Raw genomic sequence first — 25,334 nt, 5'->3', positions numbered from 1 at the left:
AGATCAGGTGATCCCGGCAACCCCGCGCGGAAACCTCGCGTTGCAGGCCGTCACCCGCGAGGGCCCCGCCAGAAAGGCCTCGAACGGGTCATGGGAGACGGTGCCTCCGGCCTCTTCGATCAGAACAAGGCCTGCGGCGGCGTCCCATATGTTGAGCGCGCCTTCGTGGAAGGCATCGAACCAACCCGCCAAGACACCCAGAAAGCAGATCGTGGCGGCACCGTAGCGCCGATGTTCGATCCCTGCATCCAATAACGCCTCGATCTCGTTGAAGTAATCCGCGAGCGCCGTGCGCGGAGAATATCCCAGCGCCATGATCGGGTTATCGACGATTGCCGGATCGAAGGTGATCCGCTGACCGTTCAGATAACTGCCATGCCCTCGCCGCGCCCAGGCGGTCATGTCGAGATCGGGCGCATGAATGACCCCGTGGGTCAGCGCGGTGCCGTCGAATGTCCCGATGGAAATGGCCCAGTTCGGCGTCCCACGGGAGAAATTCACCGTGCCGTCGATCGGATCGAGGATCCATGTCTCGCCGCCCGAGCCGGTCAGGCCGCCCTCTTCGCCGAGGATCGCGACATCCGGCTCCAGCGCCTGTATGCGATCGCGCAAATGCGCCTCGACGGCCAGATCGGCGGCGGTCACAAGGTCCATCGGCCCCTTTTCGCGCGTCTGAAGGATGTCCGGGTCGGTGCGCATCTTCTGTGCAAGGCGGCCTGCCTCGCGCGCCATGTCGAGCATGACGGTCAGGCGATCATCGAGCATGTCGTGTCGTCCCCCGAAGTATGGCGGTCAAGGGCTCCTGTTCGAGCTTGTTGGACGAGGCGTCGCCAGCCATCCTTTCGATCAGGAGCCGAACGACAGTCGCCGCCTGCGCGTCGATATCCTGACTGATGGTCGACAGGTCATAAGACCCCCAGCCGGCCTGTTCAATATTGTCGAAACCCAGAACCTGCATCTGCTCGGGCACCTTGATGCCGCGATCGATCCGCAGGGCATCCAGCGCGCCGAGGGCCATCAGATCGGTCGAACAGAACAGCCCGTCGATCCGATGCAGAACATCGGCGTCTGCCTTTGCGATGCCGGCGCGGGCATCGGCATAGCCCTGATCGTCGGCCAGAAGGACCTCGACCGGGTGGCCCCGTTCGGTCGCGTAATCGACGAAGGCCTGGGCGCGCCCGGACACCGAAAAGGTTTCCCGGCGCGGCATCAGGCATCCCAGGCGGGTCGCCCCGCAATCGATCAGCAACTGGGCCGCCATCGACCCGCCGGTCAGGTTGTCGGCCACGACCCGGTCACCCCAGCCGGAATTGCCGGGCCGGTTGATCAGCACGACCGGAAGCCCGAAGCGGGCGCAATCCTTGATCAGGTCGGGCGGCGGCGTGTCGGAGGTAAAGATCATGCCGGCCACGTTGTATCCAAGAAGGGATTCGATCAGCGTGCCGACATGATCGGGCCGTTCGGCCGTGATCAGCATCGGCTTGAATCCTTCGCGGATCAGCAATTCGCTCAGCCGTGCGACCTGGCTCGACCGCAGCGGTGTATCCAGACGCGACGCAACCAGCCCGACGATGCCCGAATGATCCTGCTGCAATCCTCGGGCCAGCGAATTCACCCGGTATCCCAGCTCGCTCGCGGCCCGCGTGACCTTTTCCTTCGTCTGGGGCGAAATTCGCCCCCCCGGTGTGAACGCACGCGACACCGCCGACCGAGAGACGCCGGCGAGTTTCGCCACGTCGAAGGAGGTGGGTTTGCGTTCCACGTCTCTAGCCATCGCGTCTGGCCCGCAAGGCGTGACGGGTAAAGAGGAACGGTTCATTGAGGTTGAACAGGTCGGGCCTGAAATCGAGGATCCGGTCGAAGACCTCGGGATCGTCGCCCATATAGGCCACCATCGAGAGCAGGTCGTCCCCCCGCAAAGTCGCAATCTCCAGCGCATCGGCATCGGGCCTGAATTCAACGATATCGGCGCTGTAATCCGACAAGGTTTCGGCAAGCGATCCATAGTCTTCGCGCCGGGCCATGATGCGGGCCTTGGCGCTGAGACGTCGCAAGTCATGCAGGAAATCGCGGTTGAACGACCAGAAGAACACACGGTCGAGAAGGCCAGCAGCTTCGACCTGCGCAAGAACCGGGGCGGGCGGGGCCGATTTGAACTCGAGATAGGCCCGGGCATCATAACGCGCGACAAGGGCGAGAACCTCGGCCAGCGTAGGGATCTGGGTGCCTTCGAAGAAGGGATCGAACCAAGACCCGGCATCGAGGGCGCGCAGTTCCGCCAGCGTCCGGGCCGTGACCGGGCCGGTGCCGTTGGTGGTGCGGTCCAGCTTGGGGTCGTGGATCACGACGATCTCGCCATCGGCGGTAATGTGCAGATCGACCTCGATATGCGTGAAGCCCGCGGCAAGCGCGCATTCCAGCGCGGGCAGCGTGTTTTCGGGGGCAATCCGGTTGGCACCACGGTGGCAGACGACGCCGAACGGGTAATCGGCAGGCGGCCGGAAGGGATTGACCAGTTCGGGCATGTCCGAACAGATCCCCGTCACCGGCCGGGTCCGGATGGCGGCCATCCTGTCGGGGTCTTCCTCGTGCCACAGGACGACGCGTTTGCCGTCCGCGAAGGCGCGGGCAAAGAAATCCTGTGTCAGCATGTCCTGCGGGGCGGGCAGATGTTCCCAGCAGAGGTGGATCACGTCGGCCTCGGCCGCGTGCTGATGCGGATCGACCCCGATGGGCACCAGAGCCGAGACGGGATATCGGCTGCCGGCCTCCCGGAGGGTGTCGACGATCGCGGTGTTGAAGGCGCCGATGATCACGGGTTCGATCCCTGCCTCCTGAAGCAGGTGCAACGTCGGCAGGGCCGCCTCGGCATCCTTGATATCTGCATAGATCCCCGCACCCAATTCAGCGGCCAGTTCAACCACTTCGGACAGATCGGGGCAATCGGGCATGTGATCGCGCAGGGCATCGCGCGTCAGGCTGTTGAGCGCGGTGCCCGACGCAAGGGTCGCGTCATGGTGAACAACGGGAATGCCGTCCGACGTGCTGCGGATATCGACCTCCCACATGTCGGCCCCCAGCATCGCGGCCTTGCGGAAGGCGGCCATGGTATTGGCAGGAGCATAGGCCGATGCACCGCGATGCGCGATCGACCACGGACGGGGGGGAAGTCCTGCCTTTGTCACAGACGCACACCTTCCGTGGAAAAGGCGAGGATATTGCCGCCGGACACACCCCAGTTCACGCGATCGCCCAGCTTGACCGGATCTCCGGTCGGCAGGATGGCGCGCAGGATGCCACCCCCGTCCAGCTGCACGTCGACCAGTTCTTCGCGGCCCTGCGGTTCGACAAAGATGACCTCGCCGTGAAGCCCCTGCCCGTGTTGTGGCCCGAAGTGTTCCGGGCGGATGCCCAGCACGATATCGCCCTGAACCTCCAGCCCAGCCGGACGGGGGAGCACTTGAGACTGACCGATGGCCAGCTGCTCCCCCGCCCGAGCCGGGAGGAACGAGATCGGCGGGTTGCCAAGGAAACCCGCCACGAATTGAGAGGCCGGATCGGCATACATGCGCTCCGGGGTATCGAGTTGAACGATCTTGCCATCCCGCATCAGGGCGATCCGGTCGCACATCGACATCGCCTCGACCTGATCGTGGGTCACGAGGATCGCGGTGATCCCGGTCTCGCGCTGGATGCGCCGGATCTCCGCCCGCATCTCGAGACGCAGTTTCGCATCGAGGTTGGCAAGCGGTTCATCGAGCAACAGCACATCGGGCTTTCGGATCATCGCCCGCGCGAGGGCCACCCGCTGTTGCTGCCCGCCCGAAAGCTGAGCCGGACGCCGATCCAGAAGATCGCCGATCTGGACGAGGTCCGCCAGGCGCTGAACCTCCTTGGCGATCTCGGCCTTGGGCTGGCGCATGACCTTGAGGGGAAAGCCGATGTTCTGCTCGGCGGTCATGTGGGGATAAAGCGCATAGTTCTGAAAGACGACGCCGACCGATCGCTGCTGCGCCGGAACGCTCGTCACGTCGCGATCCCCGAAGTAGAGCCGCCCGCCCGTCATCTTGTGGATGCCGCAAATCGCGAAAAGCGTCGTGGACTTGCCGCAGCCCGACGGCCCCAGCAGGGCCATCATCTCGCCGCTGCCCACGGTCAGGTCCATGTCTTGGATGACGGTGACCGGCCCGAAGGCCTTGGTGAATTTCTCGAGCCTGAGTTCCATTAGCCCTTTGTCCCTCCGCCGTAGATATTCATCAGCTGTTTCTGGAAGATCAGGTAGATGACAATGACCGGGATCGAGTAATACATCCCGATCGCCTTGAAGAGCCCGAAATCGGCCGTCGCATCATCCTGGATCACTGCGTTCATGAAGGTCGACAGGACCTGCGTGCTCGACCCCGGTGCAAGCACGAGGGGCAGCACGAATTCCGACCATCCCGACAGGAACGAGATGATCAGAAGTGCCGCGAGACCCGGTTTGACCTGTGGCATCACCAGTTCCCACCAGACCCGGAACCGCGAGGCGCCATCCTGAACGCCCGCCATCTCGATCTCCCACGGGACGGTGTCGTAGAAGCCCTTCATGATCCAGACCCCGAACGGCAGTTCCAGAGCCGCCTTCACGAGGATGATCCCCAGAAGCGTATCGAACAGCCCCAGCGCCTGCAGGATGATGAAAATCGCGATGATCAGCGTGATCGTCGGAAAGGCATGCAGGATGATCAGACCGCCCAGGAAATAGGGCCGGCCGGGCATATTGAGCCGCGACAGCGCATAGCCCGCCGTGGTCGACAGCAGCGTCACGAGGAACGCCGTGGTCGAGGCGAACAGGAAGGTGTTGAAGGTGACCTGCCAGATTGTGGGCCGGCCCGAGTCGATCCGTTCCCACAGGAACCGCCAGTTCGACAGATCGAGTTCACCCGGGATGAGCGAGCCCGGATCGGGCGAGGCGACACTGTCGATGATCTGGTAAAGATACATGATCACCAGCGGCGTCGAAAAGATCGCCAGGATCAGGACAAGGGGCCAGATGCGCGGAGTGCCGGTCATTGTTCGATCCTCGGCTTTGACAGCAATTCCTTGAAGTTGAAGAACCTCAGGTAAAGGATCGACAGGGCGATCCCGATGAAGACCAGTGCCAGCGCATAGGCCGCGCCCAGCCCGTACTGAAGGTTGCCCCCGTAATTGTTCAGGGCCGTGTGATAGGCCGCCAGGGCCCAGACCTCGGTCGACCGGCCGGGTCCGCCGTCGGTTGCCAGCAGGATGTATTCAAACGACGTCAGCAGGCTGAGCGTCTGGTAGGACGTCATGAACAGGATCGGCCAGCGCATCTGGGGCAGGATGATATAGCGCACCTGCTGCCAGCGATTGGCTCCGTCGACTTCGGAGGCATAGAGCATCGAGGTCGGGATCGCCTTGATCGCCGATGAAAAGAGGATCATCCCGAGCGAGGCCCCGACGAACCCGTTGATCAGGATCACCGCCGTCCAGGCATGGGTCGAGGTATGCAGCATCCAGTTCTGTTGCGGCGCGCCGAACCAGCCGGCCACCGTCGCGATGAAACCGCGATCCCATGTGAACCAGTTCCACATCAGCACATACAGAACCGGCGGCAGAATCCGGGGGAGAAACCAGATCGCGCGAAACGTATTCGCCAGACGCCCGGGCAGGTAGAAGGTCGAGATCGCGAGGAACAGTCCGAACAGGATGTTGAACGTCAGGGTGCAGACCACGTAGAACGCCGTGTTCGATGCGTAACGCATGGTCGAGGGAAGCTCTGCCAGCAGTGAGAAGTTGGCGGTCGTCCAGGTCCAGCCGGTATAGGCGAACTCGGTCAGAAGATCGTGATCCGCCGGGTCGATCCCGGTCTCGACAAGCGCCGCCCGGAAATCTTCGGCCGTGTCGAACCGCTCGCCGATGACGGTCGAGACGAAGAGGTCTGCGGCTGCTTTCCTGTCGCGGGTATTGCGGATCGGATCATCGAGGTTGCGCAGAACCCGTTCCAGGTCGCGCCGTGCCGCAAAGGTTTCCCCCAGATAATCGTCGCGCAGTTCCTCGGCGGTGTCTTCGCCGAACTCTTCGGCCAGCGCGGCAAGGCCTGCTTCGGAGATCAGGTATCCCGCGCCTTCGAGTTTCTCGATCGACTCCGGGCTGACCTCTGTGTCCCGAAGGCTTCCCATCTGGGTTTCGTTGATCTGGTAGGCTCCGCCCATGATCCCGGTCGAGGTGGACATGTTCGTGAAGGCGAACACGACCGTCAGCAACACCGGCAAAAGGAAGAAGAAGAATACCGCGATCAGCGCGGGCGAGAGAAACCCGAACGCAAGCAGACGCGTTTTCATGGCAGCGGCTCCCTTCGGCTTGGGTGGCAGGGCGCGATCATCGGCGCCCTGCCCCGTGTTTTCGGATCAGCGGACGATCAGCTGATCGCCGATGGTCGCGCGCATCTGGGCCTCGACTTCAGCCACGGCCTCTTCGGGGGTCTGCACCCCGGTCCAGGCCGCTTCCAGACCCCGGAACATCGCCTCGGAATAGGCGCCGTAGTCCAGGTGGTTGGGCTGCGCATTGGCCGAGGCCAGAAGAACCTCGGTCGCCTCGGATGCCCAGCGGTTGCCGCGATACAGGTCGATATCGGCCTGAGCTTCGGCCACGGCGAGGTGGTTGGACTGGATCGCATGGAGCGAGTTGAGCCGGGGCTCTGTCGCGATGGTCACCAGCTGGGCGGCGATCTCTTCGATCCGGTCGTCTTCCTGATCCATGACGAGGTAGACAAGCGGATGCGTGATCGTGTTGGCCCGGCCGTCTTCGTCACCCGCCGGGATCAGCGAGAACTGGATCGTGCCCCAGAAATCGTCGTTGCCTTCGGTTGCATAGCGGCCGAAATGCCAGGTTCCGCCGTGCCAGAATGCGGCCCGGCCGTTGGCCACTTCGTTGTACCACTGGTTCCAGTCGGTCCCGATATGGTTCTGCCGGGTCACGCCGGCGGCCACGGCATCGACGAAGAACTGGTAGAATTCAGTCATCGCCTCGACATCGAGGACCAGCTTGCCGGTTTCAGGATCGACCAGCTGACCACCGAAGGATTGGTAGAACTGCGCATAGTCGGGGCCGTTCGACGGACGCGGATAGAAGCCGTATCCCTCTTCGACAAGGCCCATCTCGACGGCCTTGGTCGCATCTTCGAGAACGTTGGCAAGCGTATACTCGCCGCTTGCGACCATGTCGGGCAGCGCGTCGATCTGGTCTTCGTCGTAGCCCAGCGCGGCCATCGTCTCCCGCCAGTAGAAGAAGGGACGGGATTCGGAATCCTGCGGAATGCCCCACTGGGCCCCTGCATAGGATGCGATTTCCATGAGGTTCGGATACACGTTCGAGAGCGGCCACGCGTCCAGATCGACATAATCCTCGACCGCGACGATGTAACCCGCCTGGCTCCACGGAGCGATGTCGAGATGCGATGTCACGACGATGCTGGGGGCCGTCCCGGCCTCGGCGCCGAGGGTGACACCCTGTTTGAACTCGTCCCATCCGGTGAAATCGCGCCGCCCTTCGACGGTGATGTTCACCTCTTCGCCCCAGATGGAATATTCGCGCTCCAGGATATCCGCCGCGATCTCGATCGCCTCGATCCTGTAGCTGTCGCTGTCGTTCGAGCCGCCGGCCCAGACCGTGATGTTGATATCCTCGGCAAGCGCCGGCACCGCCGACCATACCAGGGCACCGACCAAAGCGGAGGTCCGCATCAGGTTCGCCATCTCTCTTCCTCCTCTGCATGGGTTCACGTGCTTTGTGCACACGTGTGCAAAAACGATGTCATGATTCTCCCCATCTGGGAAGAACCTTTGTCTGCACGACCTCATCGCCGCGCACGGGATAGTGGTAACACCCTAATATGACAGTTTTATTTCGCGGAGCAGGATCAGCAGCAAACCTGTCTGAGCGCTTGGTTTCACTGCCTTTTCACACGACATCCGACAGGAATCAGCCGTCGGTTTCCCTCGCCTGAAACGTCGCATATTCCTCCGGAACCGGCAGATCGAACGCCTCGCAAAGCAGCCTGACATCGTGCCAGTCGTCGTCATCCAGCTCGTAGCCGGTGTGAAATTTCACCAGCCACTCAGGCGGCACGCACCGCACCGGCGTGCCTAGGACAAGCCCCCGTCCGGAGAGCTGTTCGGCAATGTAAGCGACCCCCGACAGGTTGCTGCCATCAGGGTTCAACTCGTAGGAATGCACATCAAGAAGCGCGCCATCCGGATGGCCAAGAACGAAGTTGTGTTCCCATGCATCGGGCTGCGGGATTTCTTCGAACCCCATGTCGGACAGGAGCCGCCTCAATGCCGGGACCTTCGATGCAGGCAGCGCGATATCGAGGTCGTTGTGCGGCCGGGTCTGCCGTCCGAGGAGCGCGTCGACCGCCCAGCCCCCGTCGATACAGACTTCCAGCCCCGCCTTTTCGAACAGCTCCCAGAAAGCCAAGACATCTTTTGCCTGCATCCGTGATCCTCCTATCCCACCCGGGTTGTCGGGCGTCGATCCACGCCATTCGCCGCGCGCGCCATCATGAGCCTGAACCGTCCGCGCCTCATGGCCGGTCGAACCAGATCGGGTTGGAGAGCGCCCGCCTCAGCGGTTGAGCGGCGATCTCCTCCTCCGTCAGACCCCAGGGAAGCCCGGCCGGAAACGTCGCGCGAAACTCGGACAACAGCCGGTCGCGGCTGCCAGCGGCGATGATCTCTGCCCGCAGGAACCCGCGAGGCGACACGTCAGGCGTCAGCATGACATCATCACCCGCGATCTCGATCGCCGCGATCTTTCCGCCGGCGTCGTGCAAGGTCAGAATATCGCCATTCGCGCCCCGCACGTCGAGGCGCACCGGATCGCTCGGGCGCGCGGTTTCGCCCATCCATGCTTCCCCGATCCGCAGATCGAGATGGGGGCCGTCCGGCGCCTCGGTGATGTAGCCCCGGCCCGCCTTCATCGCCTCAAGCACCGACGCCTCGGTCAGTTCGGGCAGATGCAGGACAGTTGTCGGCCGGGCGAGCGTATATGGCCCCTCGGGTCGCAGGTCAGCTGGCTGATGCCAGTCGCTGCCGCCGATCGCGGGCAGCCGTTCGCCCGCCGCCAGCCGGTGCTGCCATTTCTCGAGCGAGATCCAGTTGCGGGCAAGCCAGGGGTGCTGCCAGACCTCCATGCAGTCGGGGCCCGGCCAATCATGAAGCCAGGGCAGGCCCGGCTTGTCATGATTGATCGACAGGACCCCGCCCTGCCTTCGAACCTCATGGGCCATGGCCTGCACGTCCTCTGGCCGGTCGATGCGAAAATCGACCCAGCCATCGGTGCCGAAGGCATTCGCGTGGCCGTCATAGGTGGTCACCTCCATGGCACGCAGGAACAGGAGGTCAGGGGTGCTGCGCGGCAGGAAATACCGCCGGTGCGAGACGGTGTTGTGATCCGACACCGCCAGAAAATCGAGCCCGGCCTGACGGGCGGCGGCATGCAATGTCTCGGGGCTTCCGGCGGCATCGGAATGCCAGCAATGGCAATGCAGATCGCCGCGATACCACCCCTCTGCTTCCCGGCGCACCTCAACCGGGGCGGGCAGGCCGGACCATGGCCCGCGCGACCCCGCGTCGAAGCTGACCCGGATGATGATCTCCGTACCTCCCGCAGGCACGCGATATAAACCGAGGATCAATTGCCAGTCGCCCGCGGGCATCGGACCCGGCAGATAGCCCGGTGTCGCATCATCGCTGGCCACGAAAAACCTGTCGCGCGCCGAACCTGACCAGCCCCTGAACCCCTCGCGAGAGGGGAAGACCCCGAACCTGGGATCAGCCAGTCCCAGATCGATGGCGCAGTCCTCGCCCCGGTCATATTCGACGGCCACGTCGATCCGTGAAATGCCTTCGGGCACCGGGATCGGCGCATAGGCATAATTGCTTTGTGTCTCGTCCCGTGTCGGAACAACGATCCGTTTCTCGATCATCTGGCGGGCTCCTCCATCGGGTGCGGTGCGGGCCCAACTTCCCGAAAATCGCCCGCGTCACACCCTTTGAAAAGGGCGCAGGACGAAGGTGGAGTCAAATCCGTTCTTCGCAGTCTGGCCCGGTCCGACAACCGGGCCCAGCGAAGTTTCGTTTGTCAATTCAGCATCGGATCGCGCACGATCAGGCGCAAGCATCCTCCTGTTGCGGGCAGATAACATCGATATTTTCATGACAGACACCGGCACAAGCAGCACAGCGCCAGACCGGCAGGCCGCGGCGCCCGCACTGATCCATCTGGTCTTCAAGACCCATCTCGACATCGGCTTCACCGACCATGCCGAGGCCGTTCGCAAGCAATATCACGACCGGTTCATCCCCCAGGCGCTGACCACGGCCGAGCATTTCTGGCGCGAGGACCCCGAGAACCCGGCTTTCATCTGGACGACGGGGGCGTGGCTGATCCATGACTACCTTGCCGAGGCCGGGCCAGCCGAGGTCGCCCGGCTGGAGCAGGCGATCGAACGCGGCCTGATCCGCTGGCATGCCCTGCCCTTCACCACCCATTCGGAACTGATGAGCCCTGCGCTGTTCCGCGCAGGGTTGAGTTTTGGCAAGGAACTCGATGTCCGGTTCGGCATGACCACCCGGGCGGCCAAGATGACCGATGTTCCGGGCCACACGATCGGGATCGTCCCGATTCTGGCCAAGGCGGGCGTGCGGTTCCTGCACCTTGGCGTCAACACGGCCTGTCCCGTTCCCGACCTGCCGGACCTGTTCTGCTGGCGCGCGCCGGATGGCTCGGAACTCGTTGTGATGTATCAGAATTCCTATGGCGAGACACAGCTGCCTGATGGCATGGTCGATGCGCTGTCCTTCGCCCATACCGAGGACAATATCGGCCCGCAAAGCGTGCCCCAGACGGCAGAAGTCTATCGCGCACTGGCCAAGGCCCATCCCGGCGCCTGCATCCGCGCTGCAACGCTCGAGGAGTATGGCGCCCTCCTGTGGGAACGACGGGCCTCGCTGCCCGTGGTCGAGACCGAGATCGGCGACAGCTGGATCCACGGCTGCGCCAGCGATCCCGAAAAGCTTGCCCGCTTTCGGCAGCTGCAGCGGCTCTATGACCGGTTCGAGGAGGAGGGGCTCACGCCGTCACGACTGGCCTTCGGGCGATCGCTCTGCCTTGTCGCCGAACATACCTGGGGCGTCGATATCAAGAGCTATCTGCGCGACGAGACCGCATGGGATCGCAGCGCATTTGATGCCATCCGCGCCTCCGATTATCGGTTCACCTTTGCCGAGGCATCGTGGGAAGAACAGCGCCGTTATATCGATGCCGCACTCTCCGAACTGGAGCCAGATGATCTGGGCCGGGCACAGGCGGTTCTGGCCGATCTTACCGCTCCTCCCCGGATCACGACCTCGGCCGACGGGGTCCGCGAAATCGGCGGCTGGCGGATCGAAGCCGATCTCGTCACTGGCGGTATCGCGCGGCTCACCGCGCCTGACGGACGCAGCCTCAAGGGCCGTGACGACGCCCCTCTGTTTGCCGCGACACATCAAAGCTGTGATGCCGCCGATATTGACCGCCACATGGACAGCTATCTGATCGACCGGCCGGATTGGGCGATCCTCGACCACGGAAAGCCGGGCCTGTCCCAGGCCGAAACGGCCCTCTCGGCGCGGTTCGAAACCGAGTTTTCCGGGCTGACCCAGCACAGCGAGATCGTCGAGATCACAGCCCGGATGCCGCAAGGCGCGCATGACGAACTCGGCGCGCCGGCGGGGTATCGTTGGCGGATCACCCCCGGCCAGAGTGCCGACAGCCTCTCGATCATGCTCATCCTCGAAGACAAGCCCGCGAACCGGATGCCTGAAGCGGGCCATGTCACCATCGCCCCCCAAGGCGCCCGCGACTGGCAGCTGGAGAAGACGGGCCTCTGGATTGATCCCGCGACCTGTGCCCGCCGGGCCGGCGGCGCTCTGCATGGCCTCTTTGCCGCGCGATGCAGCCTGCCGGACGGGCAGCTTGGCATCAGGCCTCTGGACGCCGGGCTTTGCGCACCTGCGGGACACGACCTGATGACGTTTCAGTCCGATCCGCCCGCATGGGATCGGGGCATCGCCTTCCTGACCTACACCAACAAATGGGGCACGAATTTCCCGATGTGGTGGTCCGGCGACGCGGTCTTCCGATTCGAGTTGTCCTGGCCGGAAATGTCCGGCGACAGTTAGCACCGCCCATCGGTGCCCTCCCCGACCTCGCGTCTACAGCATCCCGGCGCGGGGTCGGAGATCAACCGCAAGACCCTGATAAATATGTCAAATATACCGACATGGGATTACCAGTGTCCGCCTGATTAATCTCCTACTGTTTTACTCAACTAAACTTGATTTCCAAGTCAGCCTCCGATATCCGACAAAAACAATAGGAATTGATCGACAAGGGAGACCTTCATGAAAACCGGACATTTCATTCTTGCGATTGGCATGGCTGCGGTATCCGTGCCGGCCTATGCTGAAGGCGAGCTGAACCTCTATTCCTCGCGCCATTACGACACCGACGAACGCCTCTATTCCGACTTCACCGAAGCGACCGGGATCACGATCAACCGGATCGAAGGCAATGCCGATGAGCTGATCGCCCGAATGGAAGCCGAGGGCGAGAATTCCCCGGTCGATGTCTTCCTGACCGTCGACACTGTCCGGATGACCCGGGCGAAGGAACTGGGTCTGTTGCAATCCATCGACAGCGACCTGCTCGAGGCGCGGATCCCCGCCTATCTTCAGGACGAGGACAACCAGTGGTTCGCCTTTTCCCAGAGGGCGCGGATCCTGTTCTACGACAAGACGGATGTGACGAACCCGCCCGCAACCTATCAGGATCTGGCGAACCCCGAATACGAGGGGCTGGTCTGCATCCGCTCATCCTCCAACGTCTACACCCAGAACATCACGGCAGCCCTGGTGGCACATCTGGGCGAAGAGGCGACGCTGGACTGGGCCAAGGGCGTGGTGAACAACTTTGCCCGCGATCCGCAGGGCGGCGACACCGACCAGCTGCGCGGCATCGCGTCGGGCGAGTGCGACATCGCCATGTCGAACACCTATTACTATGCCCGCGCCCTGCGCAAAGGCGACAGCACGATGACCGAGGACGACCTCGCCAACATCGGCTGGGTGTTCCCCAACCAGAACGACATCGGCGCGCATATGAACATCTCGGGCGGCGGCGTCGCGGCCTATGCACCCAACCGCGAGAATGCGATCGCGTTCCTCGAATACCTCGCGTCGGATCAGGCGCAGGACTATTTCTCGGCCGGCAACGACGAATACCCGGCCGTCGCGGGCGTGGGCCTTGCGCCCTCGGTGGCGGCACTTGGTATCTTCCGCCCCGACACGATCGACCTGTCCGATATTGCAGACAATATCGAAGCGGCCCAGCGGGTTCTGAACGAGGCCGGCTGGCGCTGAACCAAACCAGAGACCACGGAAAGGCGCCCCCTGTTTCGGGGCGCCTTTTTCGTTTCGCGATGATCAGAGCCCGCAATGCGGCTTGGTCGCACTTTCCATCCCACGGCATCGATGGCACCTTCGGTAGGGGAACCTAACCGTGTTCGATCTGGTAAAGGAGTTGCGTAATGGGACTTGGTGACATGCTTGGAAAAGCAGGCGGCGCCCTCGGAGGGCAAGACAAAATCATGGACATGATCGGTGAGAGCGGGCTCTGCCTGTCGGTCGAAGATGTGATCGAGAAGATCAAGGAACAGCTTGGCTGAGAGGTCCCGGGCCGGAGTATGTCTTCGGCTCGCGCCCTTGTCAGCCTAGCCGCGGCCTTTTCCGCCCACCCCCATTTGCGACAACAACAACGCCACGGGGATCAGGCTTATCCCCGCGATCATCAGGCTCGGGACAGCCGCGCCATCAAGCCGCTCGTCCGAAGCAAGCCGAAAGGCCTGCACCGCCAGCGTGTCATAGTTGAATGGCCGCAGGATCAGTGTGGCCGGCAATTCCTTGACCGTATCGACAAAGACGATCAGCAGGGCCGTCAGGATGCTGGGCCTCAGCAGGGGCAGATGAACGGCCCGCGCCGTGCCCCACGCCGTGCGGCCCAGAACCCGGGACGCGGCGTCGATGTTCGGCGTGACCGCCGTCAGCCCGCTGTCATAGGCCCCGATCGCGGCGGCCAGAAACCGGATCATGTAGGCAGCGATCATCAGCCAGATCGACCCCGAGATCAGAAGCCCGGTCGAGATATCGAACCACGCCTCCATCCGGGCGTCGACCCAGTTGTCGAACGTCGCGAACGGCACCAGCAGGCCCACGGCGATCACACCGCCGGGCACCGCGTATCCCAGCCGCCCGACGAACAGCGAGGCGAGCGAGACGCGGTTGGATGCGATCCGGTTGTGACTGCTCAGCAGCATGGCAGCAGCAACCGTGACAAGGGCCGCGATACCGGCGAGGAGCAGTGAATTCCGGATGAAATGAAGGTAGCGCGGGCTGAGGATATCCTGTTCCGACCGCAACCCCATCAGAAACAGCGTGATGACCGGGATGACCGCCCCCAGCAGGACCGGCAGGGCACAGGCAATCTGGGCGGCCAGAGCGCGGCCCCCGGAAAGTTTGAACCGGGTAAAGGGCTCGTGCCGTCCTTTCATCGCGTATGATGCGCGCCCACGGTTCATGTACTCCAGCGCCGCCACCAGAAGCGAAAAGGTCAGAAGCCCGAGCGACAGTTGGGCCGCCGCCCCGCGATCGGCCAGACCGAACCAACTGGTGTATATGCCTGTCGCAAAGGTCTGGACGCTGAAATGCGCCACCGTCCCGAAATCCGCGATGGTCTCCATCACGACGAGCAGCGCCCCAGCCGCAATCGCGGGCCGCGCCATGGGAAGCGAGATGCGCAGGAACGCGTGCACCGGTGACGCGCCCAGCGACCGGGCCGAATAGAACGGGGCAGCGGCCTGCATCCGGAAGGCCGTTCGGGTCAACAGATAAACATAAGGATAAAGCACCAGCGTCAGCATCAGCGCCGCGCCACCCAGCGACCGGATCTCGGGAAACCAATAGTCACGCGGCCCCCACCCCATCACATCCCGCAGCGTCGATTGCACGATCCCGGGATGGTCCAGAACATCGGTATAGGCATAGGCCAGCACATAGGCCGGAAAGGCCAGCGGCACGACAAGCGCCGCCTCGAGGAACCGCCGCCCCCGGAATTCGCAGGTCACCACGATCCACGCCGTCGTGGCCCCGATCACGATGGTGCCCAGCGCGACAAGCGCGACTAGCGCAAGTGTCGTGCGGGTATAGCGCCACAGCACTGTCTCCGCGAGTTGTCCAAGTGTTTCAAGCGTGCCGAAGGCCGCGGCGGCGATGACACCCAGCATCGGCAGAAGGCAGATCCCCGCGATCAGCAGGACAAGGCCGGCCATGATCTTCGTGTCCATCTCTTCGCCTCCTGCACGGGTCCTGTCAGCACCCCGCGGTCCAGTTCCGATAGTTTTAGTCGGGATTACCGGAAATGAGCCTATCCGGCGGGATTCTTCAACACTCGATCAGGTCCGGGCGCCACCTCGTCGCAGGCCGGGCCTCGGCTGGCCATCAGGGTTTGCGGGAAGGCGTAGATATCACTCGGCGCAGGTTAGAAAAATTTATCCATTTGAAACAGCAGCTTGCCCCTTTGATAGAACCCGAATTCCCGGCCCGACGGTTCAAATCCGAAGATGCATGCCTAGTCTTGAATGAGACGCACCGCAAAGAGAGGACCCTCATGACCGACCACAGCAAAAGCATCGAGAACCTTCAGACCGCCCTCGCGATGGAGTTGACCGCCGTCAATCAATACCTCCTGCACGCCCACACCCTGGAAGACTGGGGACTGGACAAGCTCGCGAACCGCATGCGCGAGGAGATGCAGGAGGAACTGGGCCACGCCGGACAGTTCATCGACCGGATCATGTTCCTCGGCGGAACACCGGAACTGAGCCCGACCAAAACGCCGGCGATGGCTGAAACCCTCCAGTCGATGTTCGAGGACGACAAGACCGAGGAGAAGGGCGCGATCGAGTTCTACAGCAAGGCCGCCCGCGATGCCTACGAGGCGAACGACATCGGCACCCGGACCCTGTTCGAGACGATCGTTATCGACGAGGAGGGCCATTGGGATTGGCTCGACCGGCAGCTGGCCACGCTCAAACGCATGGGCGAACCGGCGTTCATGTCGATCTACATGAGCGGGGACAGCACAGGAGCCTGAGCGGCAGTGCACAGCCGGGGCCGCGGAGCGGCGCCCCGGCTGCGCGCCGGTCTTCGCTACGGATCGGGAGCGGGGAACCCGACCCCTGTGACTTCGGCGATGAAGAAGGGGAAATATTCCTCCGTGCCGAACATGTTCCCGGCCTCCACATGGAACGGAAGGCGAAAGCCGTCGACTTCGCGGAAATCGGACAGGTAACCTCCGAAAGGCTGCAACCGGTGTTCCTTTTCGGGGTTAGCATTCGTCCAGCGCTGGAACGACACCTCGGTCGGCCGGCCTTCGGGGTCGAGGATGATATCGACCGCCTGCTCCTGCCCGCCCTGCCGGACAGTGACGCGGGCCGTGTTCGCGTCGACCGCAGCCCATGTCACGCCCGGCCCCGGCAACAGGGCGGCAGGTGTCCAGAAAATCGCCTCAGAGACATAGCGCCCGAAGGCCGACCGGGCATGATCGGGATCGCCGCCCTGTCGCGCCACAGGGATCAGCCCGAAGATGCCGAACCGCGTCCAGTGCCCGCTATCCGACCCTGAAAACGGCATCTTTCCGGTCGTGCGCATGGCCCAGACAAATCCGTAGGGCGCCGCGAGGATCTGGCGCGCCATCATGGGCTGGTAGTTGGGCGCCTCCTTCGTGCCGAGGCTGAACTGACCCGTCATCTCGATGGTCACGACAGTATAGAGCGGCGTGCCGGGCTGGATCGTATAGGCGAAATAGCGGCGGGCCGGCTCGGGCAGATCTGCGACCATGTCGGGGGAATATCGTAACGGCTCCGATGGCTGGTGCGCCGCCAGACGCGCCCACTCCGCGGTCATCGCCCTCTGGTCAAGTCCGCGCAGGACAAACAGCGCCAGCAGTCCGGCGGCAAGAATGGCAAGGATAAGCGTGACAAGGTTCATGGCGGATCGGCCCCCGGCTACGTTCCGCAGAGGGCCTAATGCAGGCATAGCGCCGCCACGATGACCTGGATCAAATCCCGGTGTCCGGGACTGGCCCCGCCGTCATGGCCGCACGAAAAAGGGGCACCGGACCAGCCGGTGCCCCTTTCCTGTTTCGTGAAAGATCAGCGGTAGGGATATCCCGCCGCTTCCTGTGCGGCGGCATAGCGCTTGAAGATATCGACCACGCGCCCGGCCCGTTCCGAAGAGGATGCGATCTCGTCCCAGAACTCGGAGGCGTCGGACACGACGGTGTTCCATTCCTCGGCCGGGATGGAGGTCAGCTCCATCTTTTCGCCCGTCGTCCGCAGAAGCGCCTCGCCGCCCCAATACCAGACCGCGCGGTAGTAGTGCGACTGGTCGATCGTGGAGCGATAGAGCTGCTGCAGATGCGGCGGCACCGCGTTCCAGCTTTCGGTATTGGCGAAGTAGGAGCCGAACCAGGCGCCGGTGACGGAGTTCGTCAGAGCGTAGTTGCAGACATCGGCCCAGCCCACCTCGTAAGCTTCGGTAAAGCCGCACCAGGCCACGCCATCCAGTTCGCCCGTGCGCATGGCGACCTCGACGTCATCCCACGGAACGGTGACCGGGATCAGGCCATAGCGCGACAGGAACCGCCCTGCCGTCGGCACGCCAAAGACGCGCAGGCCGCGCATGTCTTCAAGAGACCGGATCGGCTTGTCGACGGTGAAGACGTGCAGCGGATCCCAGGCGCCCGAAGACAGCCAGGTCACGTTGTCGACCTCGGAATAGGCCTCGTTCCAGATTTCGCCGAGACCCCAGTAGGTAAACATCGACGCCACATCGAGGCTGTAGCGCGTGGCGAACGGGAAGTAGCCCCCGAAGACCGAGATATCGACGGGCGAGGCCATCGTCGCCTCGTCCGACTGGACCGCGTCAAGCGTGCCGTTCTGCATGGCGCGGAACAGTTCGGCCGTGGGAACAAGCTGGTCGGCGTAGTACAGTTCGATCTCCATCTCGCCATTGGCCGCGGCGTTGAACGCATCGACCTGCGGCTTGATGACATGCGCGCCCAGCGGTGCGCCCGAATAGGTCTGAAGCCGCCAGCGGATCGGCGCCTGTGCCTTGATCGCGGCCGGTGCCGCGAGCATGCCCGTGGCCGCCGCGGCGCCGCCGAAGCCGGCCTTTTTCATGAAGTCGCGACGCGACGCGAGAATCTTTTCCGAAGGGGATGGTGATTTGGATTTTGGATCGGACATGTCCGTCACTCCTCTGCAGGTGGATATGGGGCCTCTTGGCGGGCCTTCGGTCTCAGAATGCTTCGATCGGTTACCTCACATTCAAGGTCTCGGGCAGCCAAAGGGCAAGCTGCGGAAAGATCATCACCAGCGCGATGGTTGCGCCCATCATCAGAACGAAAGGCCAGATGGACCTATAGATATCCATCAGCTTGATCTCGGGCGGCGCCAGCGACCGCATCAGGAACAGGTTATAGCCGAAGGGCGGCGTAATATAGGCGATCTGGCAGGTCATCGTGTAGAGGATACCGAACCAGATCAGCTGATTGTCGAAGCCCAGGTCAAGAAGTTTGACAAGCGGCACGTAAAGCGGCGCGACGATCACGAGCATGGCGGTATCGTCAAGGAACATGCCCATCACGATGAAGCTGATCTGCATCATCACGATCACCTGCCAGGGCGACAATTCCCAATCCGAGATGAACAGGCTCTCGATCGCGCGGGCGGCCCCCAGCCCGTCGAAAACCGCACCAAAGGCCAACGCAGCGAGGATCAGCCAGAGGAACATGCACGAGATGCCCAGCGTCTTGCGCGCCGTCTCGTGCAAAAGACGGAAAGACATCCGCCCCTTGGCGATCGCGGCCAGCGTGGCGCCCGTGGCCCCCACGGCCGAGCTTTCGACAAGGCTGGTGATCCCCATGACGAAGAGGCCCGTCATCGTGAAGAAAATCAGGAACGGAAGGATCCCGAACCGCAAGAGCCGCAGCTTGTCGCGCAGCGGCATGGCGAGGTCTTCTTCGGACAGGGTCGGGGCGAGGTGCGGTTGAAACTTGCAGCGCAGCCAGATGTAGATGCCGAAGAACGTGGCCATCAGAAGGCCCGGAAAGACGCCGGCAAGCCACAGCTGGCTGACCGGCTCGCGCGCGATCATGCCGTAAAGCACCAGCACGACGGATGGCGGCACGAGGATCCCCAGCGATGACCCGCCCTGCACCACTCCGGTGATGAGGATCTTGTCATACCCCCGCCGCAGCATCTCGGGCAGCGCGATCGTGGCGCCGATCGCCATGCCGGCCACAGAAAGCCCGTTCATCGCCGAGATGATGACCATGAGCAGGATCGTTCCGATGGCAAGCCCGCCTGCCATGCGCCCGAACCAGACGTGCAGCATGCGGTAGAGGTCTTCGGCGATGCCGCTCTCGCTCAGGATATAGCCCATGTAGATGAACAGGGGCAGGGTCAGCATCGGGAACCAGTTGAACAGCTTGAACGCCTGGCTGAACGGCAATTCGATCCCGCCCGTGCCATAGAGCATCAGCACCATGCCCGACGCCACGAACCCGATCGCCGCAAAGACCCGCTGACCCGTTGCCAGCAGGACCATCATCGAGGCGAACATCAAAAGCGCGGTGTATTCGTCGGTCATGCAATGCGCTCCCCACGGAGCGTCGCCACATGCTTGATGATCAGCGAGAACGTTTGCAGCAGCATCAGCACGATGCAGGCCACCATCAGCGATTTGATCGGGATCATCGACGGGTTCCACATCGAAAACCGGCGCTCGCCCGTTTCGATCGCGTAGCTCAGCGACGACACCGACCCGAACAGCAGGACCGAGAGATAGAACAGCAGGCAGACCATCGTGATCAGGTCCATCCGCGCCTTCCCCCTCTCGGAGAGGTTGTCATAGAACAGGTCCATCCGGACATGATCGTTGTTCTTGAGAGTCATCGCGCCACCCATGAAGTAATAGGCGGCCAGCGTGAACTGCGCCGCCTCGATGGCCCAATGCACGGGGATGTCGACGACATTGCGAGTGATCGCGTCCATCAGCAGGATGCCGATCATCAGGAAAATCAGGTACATGGCGACGATGCCGACATAGTCGGACACGCGGTCGACCCACCGGACATATGTCTTGATTATTTCCGGCATTGCCCCCAATCGCCTTCTAGCACCGAACCTCGACACCCGCCCGCTCGAGCGCGCGGGCCAAGTCTCCGTCCGGCTGTTTGTCACAGACAAGCACATCGATATCGGCAAGTCGACAAACCCTGAAGGCCGCACGACGATCGAATTTCTCGGAATGTGCAAGAATTATCACCTGGTTGGCATGACCGATCATCGCTTGGGCAACCTGTGCCTCGTCGAAATCGGCATCCATGGCGCCCGCCTCGGCATCGAGCGCGGCCACGCCGACGATGGCACGGTCGGCCTGAAACGCCGCGATCTGCCCGATGGCCATCGGCCCCACGGTTTCGGCATTGTCCGCCGCCCAGGCGCCACCGATCGCGTGGATCCGCGTCTTTCCGGGACCCGACCCCATCCGGTTGGCGATCCGGAAAGAATTGGTCACCACCGTCAACCCGTCGATCTGGGCCAGCTCCTCCGCACAGGCGAGCGTGGTCGTCCCGGTATCGAGAAAGATCTTCTCGCCCGGCTCGATCATGTCGCTCAGGGTCCGGGCGATGGCGGCCTTGGCCTCAGCCTGTTCGAAACGCCGTTCTTCAAAGCTGCCTTCGGTCGACAGCCGGATGCGACGGGCGCCACCCTGCACCTTGTAGAGCGCACCGGTGCTTGCCAGATCGCGCAGGTCACGCCGAATCGTCTCGGCCGAAACATCGAACCGGGCGGCAAGCGCATCGACCGAGGCTTCGCCGTCGGTCGCCACGATCTCGAGGATGATTGCCTGTCGGTTTCTTGGTTTCATGCGCGCTCCCGACGGACACGAGACCCCAAGTGAAATGACCGTGTCAACAATTTCTGACCCAATGTGTTACTGTTTCGGAAAATTCGAGGGTCAAAATTGACGAAACGGGCTTTTCGTGCGATTTGCTGAGGGGAGTTTCGGGAGACCCTCGCTCCATGAAAGACCACACCTCCGCCCCCGATGATGTCTTTGACGTGGTTGTCATTGGCGGCGGAGTTGTGGGCTGCGCGCTTGCGCGACGCTTTGCGCTTGAGGGGGCAAGCGTGGTCCTGCTGGAGCGAGCCGCGGATATCCTCGACGGGGCGTCCAAGGGCAACAGCGCAATCCTCCACACGGGGTTCGACGCACCGCCCGGATCGCTCGAGGCGGCGTGCATTGCCGAAGGCTATCGCGACTACCTCGACATTCACGACAGGCTTGGCCTGCCGGTCATCCGGTCGGGTGCGATGGTCATCGCCTGGACGGCCGAACAGGACGACAAATTGCCCGACCTGATGGCGCAAGCCCGCGAGAACGGCGTGACGGATGTCGAAGCCCTGACCCGAGAGGAAACGCTCGCGGCAGAGCCCCATTTGTCACCTGCGCTGAAGGCGAGTTTCCGGGTGCCCGGAGAGTTCCTGATCGATGCATGGTCCGCGCCCTTGGCCTATCTGCTGCAGGCGATGGAACACGGCGGGCAGGTCATCCGCCGCTGCGAGGTGCGGGGCGGCACCCGGCAGGGCGATGTCTGGGCGCTCGACACGACGCGGGGCGCGATCTCGGGGCGTCTGGTCATCAATGCCGCCGGGCTGCGGGGCGATCTGGTTGACGAGGCGCTGCTGGGCAGGCGCGATTTCAACGTCACGCCGCGCAAGGGACAGTTCATCGTCTATGACAAACCTGCCGCGGCGCTGGCCGGACATATCCTTCTGCCGGTGCCGACCGCCATCACGAAGGGCGTGGTCCTGTGCCGGACGGCATGGGGCAACCTGCTGGTCGGCCCGACCGCCGAGGATCAGGAAGACCGCGACCGCGCGGGCCTCGATCACGACACGCTCGACGCGCTGCGCATCCGCGGTGAAGAGATCCTGCCCGCCCTTCGCGATCATGACATCACCGCCGTCTATGCCGGGCTGCGCCCCGCGACCGAATTCAAGGACTATCAGATCCGGCTGCACGACGAGGGGCGCTATGTCACGGTAGGCGGCATCCGGTCGACCGGCCTGAGCGGCGCCCTCGGCATCGCGGCGCATGTGGTCCGCATGGCAAGGGAGGCGGGCCATGGCTGGTCTGCCCCGTCGCGGATCCACTGGCCCCGCGTGCCCAACATCTCGACCGCCGCGCCGCGCGATTGCGAAAGTGCCGGCAATGGCGGCATCGTCTGCCATTGCGAACAGGTGACGCGGCGCGAGATCGAAAGGGCGCTCTCCGGGCCCCTGCCCGCCCAAAGCCTCGCCGGACTGAAACGGCGCACCCGGGTGACCATGGGCCGCTGCCAGGGATTTCATTGCTCAGGCCCGCTCGCGACCATGACGGAGGGGGCGTTCGACACGCCCATGGCAGAGCGTGCCTGACCTGCCCCATCAGGTAGATGTGGCAATCGTCGGCGCAGGCCCGGCGGGTCTCGCCGCCGCGACGGAGTTGCGCCGGCTGGGCATCGACCGGGTGGTTGTCCTCGAGCGGGAGAGCGAACCGGGCGGTGTGCCGCGCCATTGCGGCCACTCGCCCTACGGCCTGCGGGAATTCAAACGCCCGATGCTGGGACCCGCCTATGCCCGTTCCCTTGTCTCACAGGCGCGCCGTGCCGGTGTTCGGATCGCAACCGGCGTCACCGTCATCGCGCTGAAAAAGGGCCCGTGTCTTGAGATCAGTTCCGACGCGGGACTGTCCGAGATTTCTGCCAAAGTCGTCATGCTGGCCACCGGAATCCGTGAGACAACTCGGGCCGGGCAGCTTCTCGGGGGGACGAAGCCCGGTGGCGTTCTGACAACGGGTGCGCTTCAGGGCCTCGTCTACGGTGCCGGGATGCGGCCATTTCGGCGGCCCGTGATCCTCGGGACGGAACTCGTCGCCTTTTCCGCAATCCTTACCTGCAGACACGCCGGCATCCGCCCCGTCGCCATGATCGAACCCGGGCACCGGACGACGGCACGCTGGCCCGCGAGCCTTCTGCCCCGCCTCCTCGGCATCCCGCTCCTTTACCGGACAGGGCTGGTGTCGATCGAAGGCCGCGAGACCGTTGAGGAGGTTGTCCTGCGCACGCCCGGCGGGGAACGGCGGCTGGCCGCGGATGGTGTGATCGTCACAGGGCGGTTTCGGCCCGAGGCGTCGCTGGTCCGGCTGGGCGGCCTGACTTATGACCCTGCGACCGGCGGACCGGAGGTCGACGAATTCGGCCGAACCTCCGACCCGCAGGTCTTTGCCGCCGGCAACCTGCTGCGCGGGGTGGAAACCGCGGGCTGGTGCTGGGCCGAGGGACGCGCGGTCGCGGGGGCGATGGCGCGCGCCTTGTCGGGGGGGCTTCCGCCACCGGCCTCGCAGCGCATCGGCCAGACAGGCGAACACCTTGCCTATGTCCTCCCGCAGCGGATCGCCGGAGGCGCCGCGCCCGCGCTGGATGTCCTTCAATTGCGTGCTTGCTCGGCAGCGAGGGGCCGCCTGTCTCTGCACGCGGGCGGGCAGGAAACCGCGGGCCGCGCGCTCTTGGCCCTGCCCGAAAGACGCCTGCTCCTGCCCCTGCCTTCCCCCGGCTCTGATCCCTCTGTGTCGCTGGAGCCATCGTCATGACCATTCTTGCCATCGATCAAGGAACGACCAGCACACGGGCCGTCACCGTGGCGCCCGATGGCACGGTCCGGATCGTCAGGTCGATCGAACATCGCCAGATCTATCCGCGCCCGGGCTGGGTCGAACATGACCCAGAGGAACTGATGGGCAATATCCGCGCCTGCATCGATGCCGCAGGCGCAGTCGCAGCCGTCGGTCTGGATAACCAGGGGGAAAGCTGCCTCGCCTGGGACGCCGAAACCGGCCAGCCCGTCTCACCGGTCATCGTGTGGCAGGATGAACGGACGATGGCCGAGACGGACCGGCTCAGGTCCGAGGGCGCCGAGGCGCTGACCCTTGCGCGGGCAGGCCTGCCGCTCGATCCCTATTTCTCGGCGTCGAAGCTGGGATGGATCATGCGTGAATTGCCCGAGGCCGCCGCACTTGCGCGCGCGGGCCGCCTGCGCCTTGGGACCACGGATGCGTTTTTCCGGCAGCGGCTGACCGGGCGATGCGAGACCGATCCGACAACCGCGTCGCGCACATCGCTGATGAATCTGGGCACATGCCAATGGGATCCCGACCTCTGCGCGCTGTTCGGCGTTCCGGTAGAATGCTTGCCGCAGATCACCCCAACGACAGGTGATCTGGGACAGATCGGCTCGCTGCCACTGACCGCCTCGGTCGTCGATCAGCAGGCCGCATTGCGCGGCCATGGCTGCGCCACCGAGGGCGATGCGAAAATTACCTTTGGAACCGGCGCATTCGTCCTTGCCGTCGGCGGGGCCAAGGTGCCCGAACCGGGGCGTGGACCATTGCCGACGATCGCGTGGGAGATCGGGGGCAAGGGCCCGACCTACGCTCTTGAAGGCGGGGTCTATGCTGCGGCGGCCGCCCTCAACTGGGCGCGGGACCTCGGTCTTTTTGGCGAATTTGACGAGATCGTGGAGTTCAGCGCGCCGCCGGCCATATCACGCGGACTGGTCTTCGTGCCGTCGCTTGCCGGTCTGGCCTGCCCCCATTGGGACAGGCGTGCCAGAGGTGCGTGGCTGGGCTTGGGTCTGGATACCGGAAAGACCGACCTCGTTCAGGCGGTGATCGAGGGGGTCGCGTTCCGCGCTGCCGAGGTGATCGCCTCGTTCGAGGCGCATACGCCCCTGACCCAACCCATCTCGATCGATGGCGGCATGACGCGCAACCCTTGGTTCTGCCAATTTCTTGCCGACACGCTGGGGCGAGAGGTCGTGATTTCAGACGAACCCGAGTTGACGGCCCTCGGCACTGCCGAGCTTGCGGCACTGGGCGCCGGGCAGACCTTCGAGAGGAAACGGGCCGGCAAGATCATTTCGCCGCGCCCGCAGCCCGCGCATTGGAACGAGACTTTCGCCCTTGCGCGGGGTCTTGTTCAGGAGTTCGGCAAGGCGCCTGTGGACGTGGGGTAATCCCGCGAGACCCAAGGTTCGGCCGGCGCCAGGCAAAGCGCACGATCGG

At 63.6% G+C, this 25,334-nt stretch carries 22 protein-coding genes; 7 read left to right on the top strand and 15 right to left on the bottom strand.

Annotated elements, in window-relative coordinates; translation table 11 throughout:
* Window positions 1–3 precede the first annotated feature (3 nt).
* The 9 genes from EP376_RS13010 to EP376_RS12970 form a co-directional block, all read right to left on the bottom strand.
* A complete protein-coding gene (locus EP376_RS13010; protein ID WP_127656036.1) occupies window positions 4–765 on the bottom strand; it encodes an inositol monophosphatase family protein in 762 nt (253 codons plus the stop codon).
* Entirely contained in the window at window positions 755–1,774 is a 1,020-nt protein-coding gene (locus EP376_RS13005) for a LacI family DNA-binding transcriptional regulator (protein WP_164744934.1), read from the bottom strand. Before EP376_RS13005 ends, EP376_RS13010 begins: the two co-directional genes overlap by 11 nt.
* On the bottom strand, window positions 1,767–3,185 hold the full coding sequence (locus EP376_RS13000; protein ID WP_127656034.1) for a glycerophosphodiester phosphodiesterase: 1,419 nt from the start codon (window positions 3,183–3,185) through the stop codon (window positions 1,767–1,769). The genes EP376_RS13005 and EP376_RS13000 overlap by 8 nt, the downstream gene beginning before the upstream one ends.
* A complete protein-coding gene (locus EP376_RS12995; protein ID WP_127656033.1) occupies window positions 3,182–4,225 on the bottom strand; it encodes an ABC transporter ATP-binding protein in 1,044 nt (347 codons plus the stop codon). The genes EP376_RS13000 and EP376_RS12995 overlap by 4 nt, the downstream gene beginning before the upstream one ends.
* Complete coding sequence (locus tag EP376_RS12990; RefSeq protein ID WP_127656032.1) at window positions 4,225–5,052, bottom strand: carbohydrate ABC transporter permease; 828 nt, start codon at window positions 5,050–5,052, stop codon at window positions 4,225–4,227. Before EP376_RS12990 ends, EP376_RS12995 begins: the two co-directional genes overlap by 1 nt.
* Window positions 5,049–6,344, bottom strand: a complete 1,296-nt coding sequence (locus tag EP376_RS12985) for a carbohydrate ABC transporter permease (protein WP_127656031.1) — start codon at window positions 6,342–6,344, stop codon at window positions 5,049–5,051. Before EP376_RS12985 ends, EP376_RS12990 begins: the two co-directional genes overlap by 4 nt.
* 66 nt (window positions 6,345–6,410) lie before the next feature.
* Window positions 6,411–7,757 (bottom strand): ABC transporter substrate-binding protein, encoded by a 1,347-nt coding sequence (locus tag EP376_RS12980; protein ID WP_203331012.1) that lies wholly within the window; start codon window positions 7,755–7,757, stop codon window positions 6,411–6,413.
* Between the two features lie 226 nt (window positions 7,758–7,983).
* On the bottom strand, window positions 7,984–8,499 hold the full coding sequence (locus EP376_RS12975) for a nucleotidyltransferase domain-containing protein (RefSeq protein WP_127656030.1): 516 nt from the start codon (window positions 8,497–8,499) through the stop codon (window positions 7,984–7,986).
* A gap of 88 nt (window positions 8,500–8,587) precedes the next feature.
* Window positions 8,588–9,991 (bottom strand): CehA/McbA family metallohydrolase, encoded by a 1,404-nt coding sequence (locus tag EP376_RS12970; protein ID WP_164744933.1) that lies wholly within the window; start codon window positions 9,989–9,991, stop codon window positions 8,588–8,590.
* Window positions 9,992–10,220: 229 nt separating this feature from the next.
* Between EP376_RS12970 and EP376_RS12965 the strand changes: the two genes are divergently transcribed.
* The 3 genes from EP376_RS12965 (at window position 10,221) to EP376_RS23015 (ending at window position 13,771) form a co-directional block, all read left to right on the top strand.
* Entirely contained in the window at window positions 10,221–12,227 is a 2,007-nt protein-coding gene (locus EP376_RS12965; protein ID WP_127656029.1) for a DUF5054 domain-containing protein, read from the top strand.
* Between the two features lie 222 nt (window positions 12,228–12,449).
* Window positions 12,450–13,466, top strand: a complete 1,017-nt coding sequence (locus EP376_RS12960; RefSeq protein WP_127656028.1) for an extracellular solute-binding protein — start codon at window positions 12,450–12,452, stop codon at window positions 13,464–13,466.
* Window positions 13,467–13,633: 167 nt separating this feature from the next.
* Window positions 13,634–13,771 (top strand): hypothetical protein, encoded by a 138-nt coding sequence (locus EP376_RS23015; protein WP_164744932.1) that lies wholly within the window; start codon window positions 13,634–13,636, stop codon window positions 13,769–13,771.
* Between the two features lie 45 nt (window positions 13,772–13,816).
* Here the strand turns inward: EP376_RS23015 and EP376_RS12955 are convergent, their stop codons facing one another.
* A complete protein-coding gene (locus EP376_RS12955; RefSeq protein ID WP_127656027.1) occupies window positions 13,817–15,445 on the bottom strand; it encodes an ABC transporter permease in 1,629 nt (542 codons plus the stop codon).
* A gap of 323 nt (window positions 15,446–15,768) precedes the next feature.
* Between EP376_RS12955 and EP376_RS12950 the strand changes: the two genes are divergently transcribed.
* Window positions 15,769–16,254, top strand: a complete 486-nt coding sequence (locus tag EP376_RS12950; protein WP_127656026.1) for a bacterioferritin — start codon at window positions 15,769–15,771, stop codon at window positions 16,252–16,254.
* A gap of 56 nt (window positions 16,255–16,310) precedes the next feature.
* On the opposite strand, the gene EP376_RS12945 is transcribed toward EP376_RS12950, so the two are convergent.
* From EP376_RS12945 to EP376_RS12925, 5 genes are all read right to left on the bottom strand, one after another.
* A complete protein-coding gene (locus tag EP376_RS12945; RefSeq protein ID WP_127656025.1) occupies window positions 16,311–17,150 on the bottom strand; it encodes a DUF6544 family protein in 840 nt (279 codons plus the stop codon).
* Window positions 17,151–17,314: 164 nt separating this feature from the next.
* Window positions 17,315–18,409, bottom strand: a complete 1,095-nt coding sequence (locus EP376_RS12940; protein WP_127656024.1) for a twin-arginine translocation signal domain-containing protein — start codon at window positions 18,407–18,409, stop codon at window positions 17,315–17,317.
* A gap of 70 nt (window positions 18,410–18,479) precedes the next feature.
* Complete coding sequence (locus tag EP376_RS12935; RefSeq protein ID WP_127656023.1) at window positions 18,480–19,814, bottom strand: TRAP transporter large permease; 1,335 nt, start codon at window positions 19,812–19,814, stop codon at window positions 18,480–18,482.
* Entirely contained in the window at window positions 19,811–20,323 is a 513-nt protein-coding gene (locus tag EP376_RS12930; RefSeq protein ID WP_127656022.1) for a TRAP transporter small permease subunit, read from the bottom strand. Before EP376_RS12930 ends, EP376_RS12935 begins: the two co-directional genes overlap by 4 nt.
* A gap of 16 nt (window positions 20,324–20,339) precedes the next feature.
* Window positions 20,340–21,098: a DeoR/GlpR family DNA-binding transcription regulator gene (locus EP376_RS12925; RefSeq protein ID WP_127656021.1), complete on the bottom strand. Its 759-nt coding sequence runs from the start codon at window positions 21,096–21,098 to the stop codon at window positions 20,340–20,342.
* Between the two features lie 155 nt (window positions 21,099–21,253).
* On the opposite strand from EP376_RS12925, the gene EP376_RS12920 reads away from it, so the two are divergent.
* The 3 genes from EP376_RS12920 to EP376_RS12910 are packed head-to-tail and all read left to right on the top strand — an operon-like array spanning window position 21,254 to window position 25,285.
* Window positions 21,254–22,651: an NAD(P)/FAD-dependent oxidoreductase gene (locus EP376_RS12920; protein WP_127656020.1), complete on the top strand. Its 1,398-nt coding sequence runs from the start codon at window positions 21,254–21,256 to the stop codon at window positions 22,649–22,651.
* Entirely contained in the window at window positions 22,644–23,864 is a 1,221-nt protein-coding gene (locus tag EP376_RS12915; RefSeq protein ID WP_240652463.1) for an NAD(P)/FAD-dependent oxidoreductase, read from the top strand. The genes EP376_RS12920 and EP376_RS12915 overlap by 8 nt, the downstream gene beginning before the upstream one ends.
* Window positions 23,861–25,285 carry an FGGY family carbohydrate kinase gene (locus EP376_RS12910; RefSeq protein ID WP_203331011.1) on the top strand — a complete coding sequence of 475 codons (1,425 nt, stop codon included), beginning with the start codon at window positions 23,861–23,863 and terminating at the stop codon, window positions 25,283–25,285. Before EP376_RS12915 ends, EP376_RS12910 begins: the two co-directional genes overlap by 4 nt.
* Window positions 25,286–25,334: the final 49 nt, after the last annotated feature.

Source organism: Alexandriicola marinus, from assembly GCF_004000435.1.
GTDB classification, from domain to species: domain Bacteria; phylum Pseudomonadota; class Alphaproteobacteria; order Rhodobacterales; family Rhodobacteraceae; genus Alexandriicola; species Alexandriicola marinus.
This window is presented reverse-complemented; position numbering and strand designations above follow the sequence as displayed.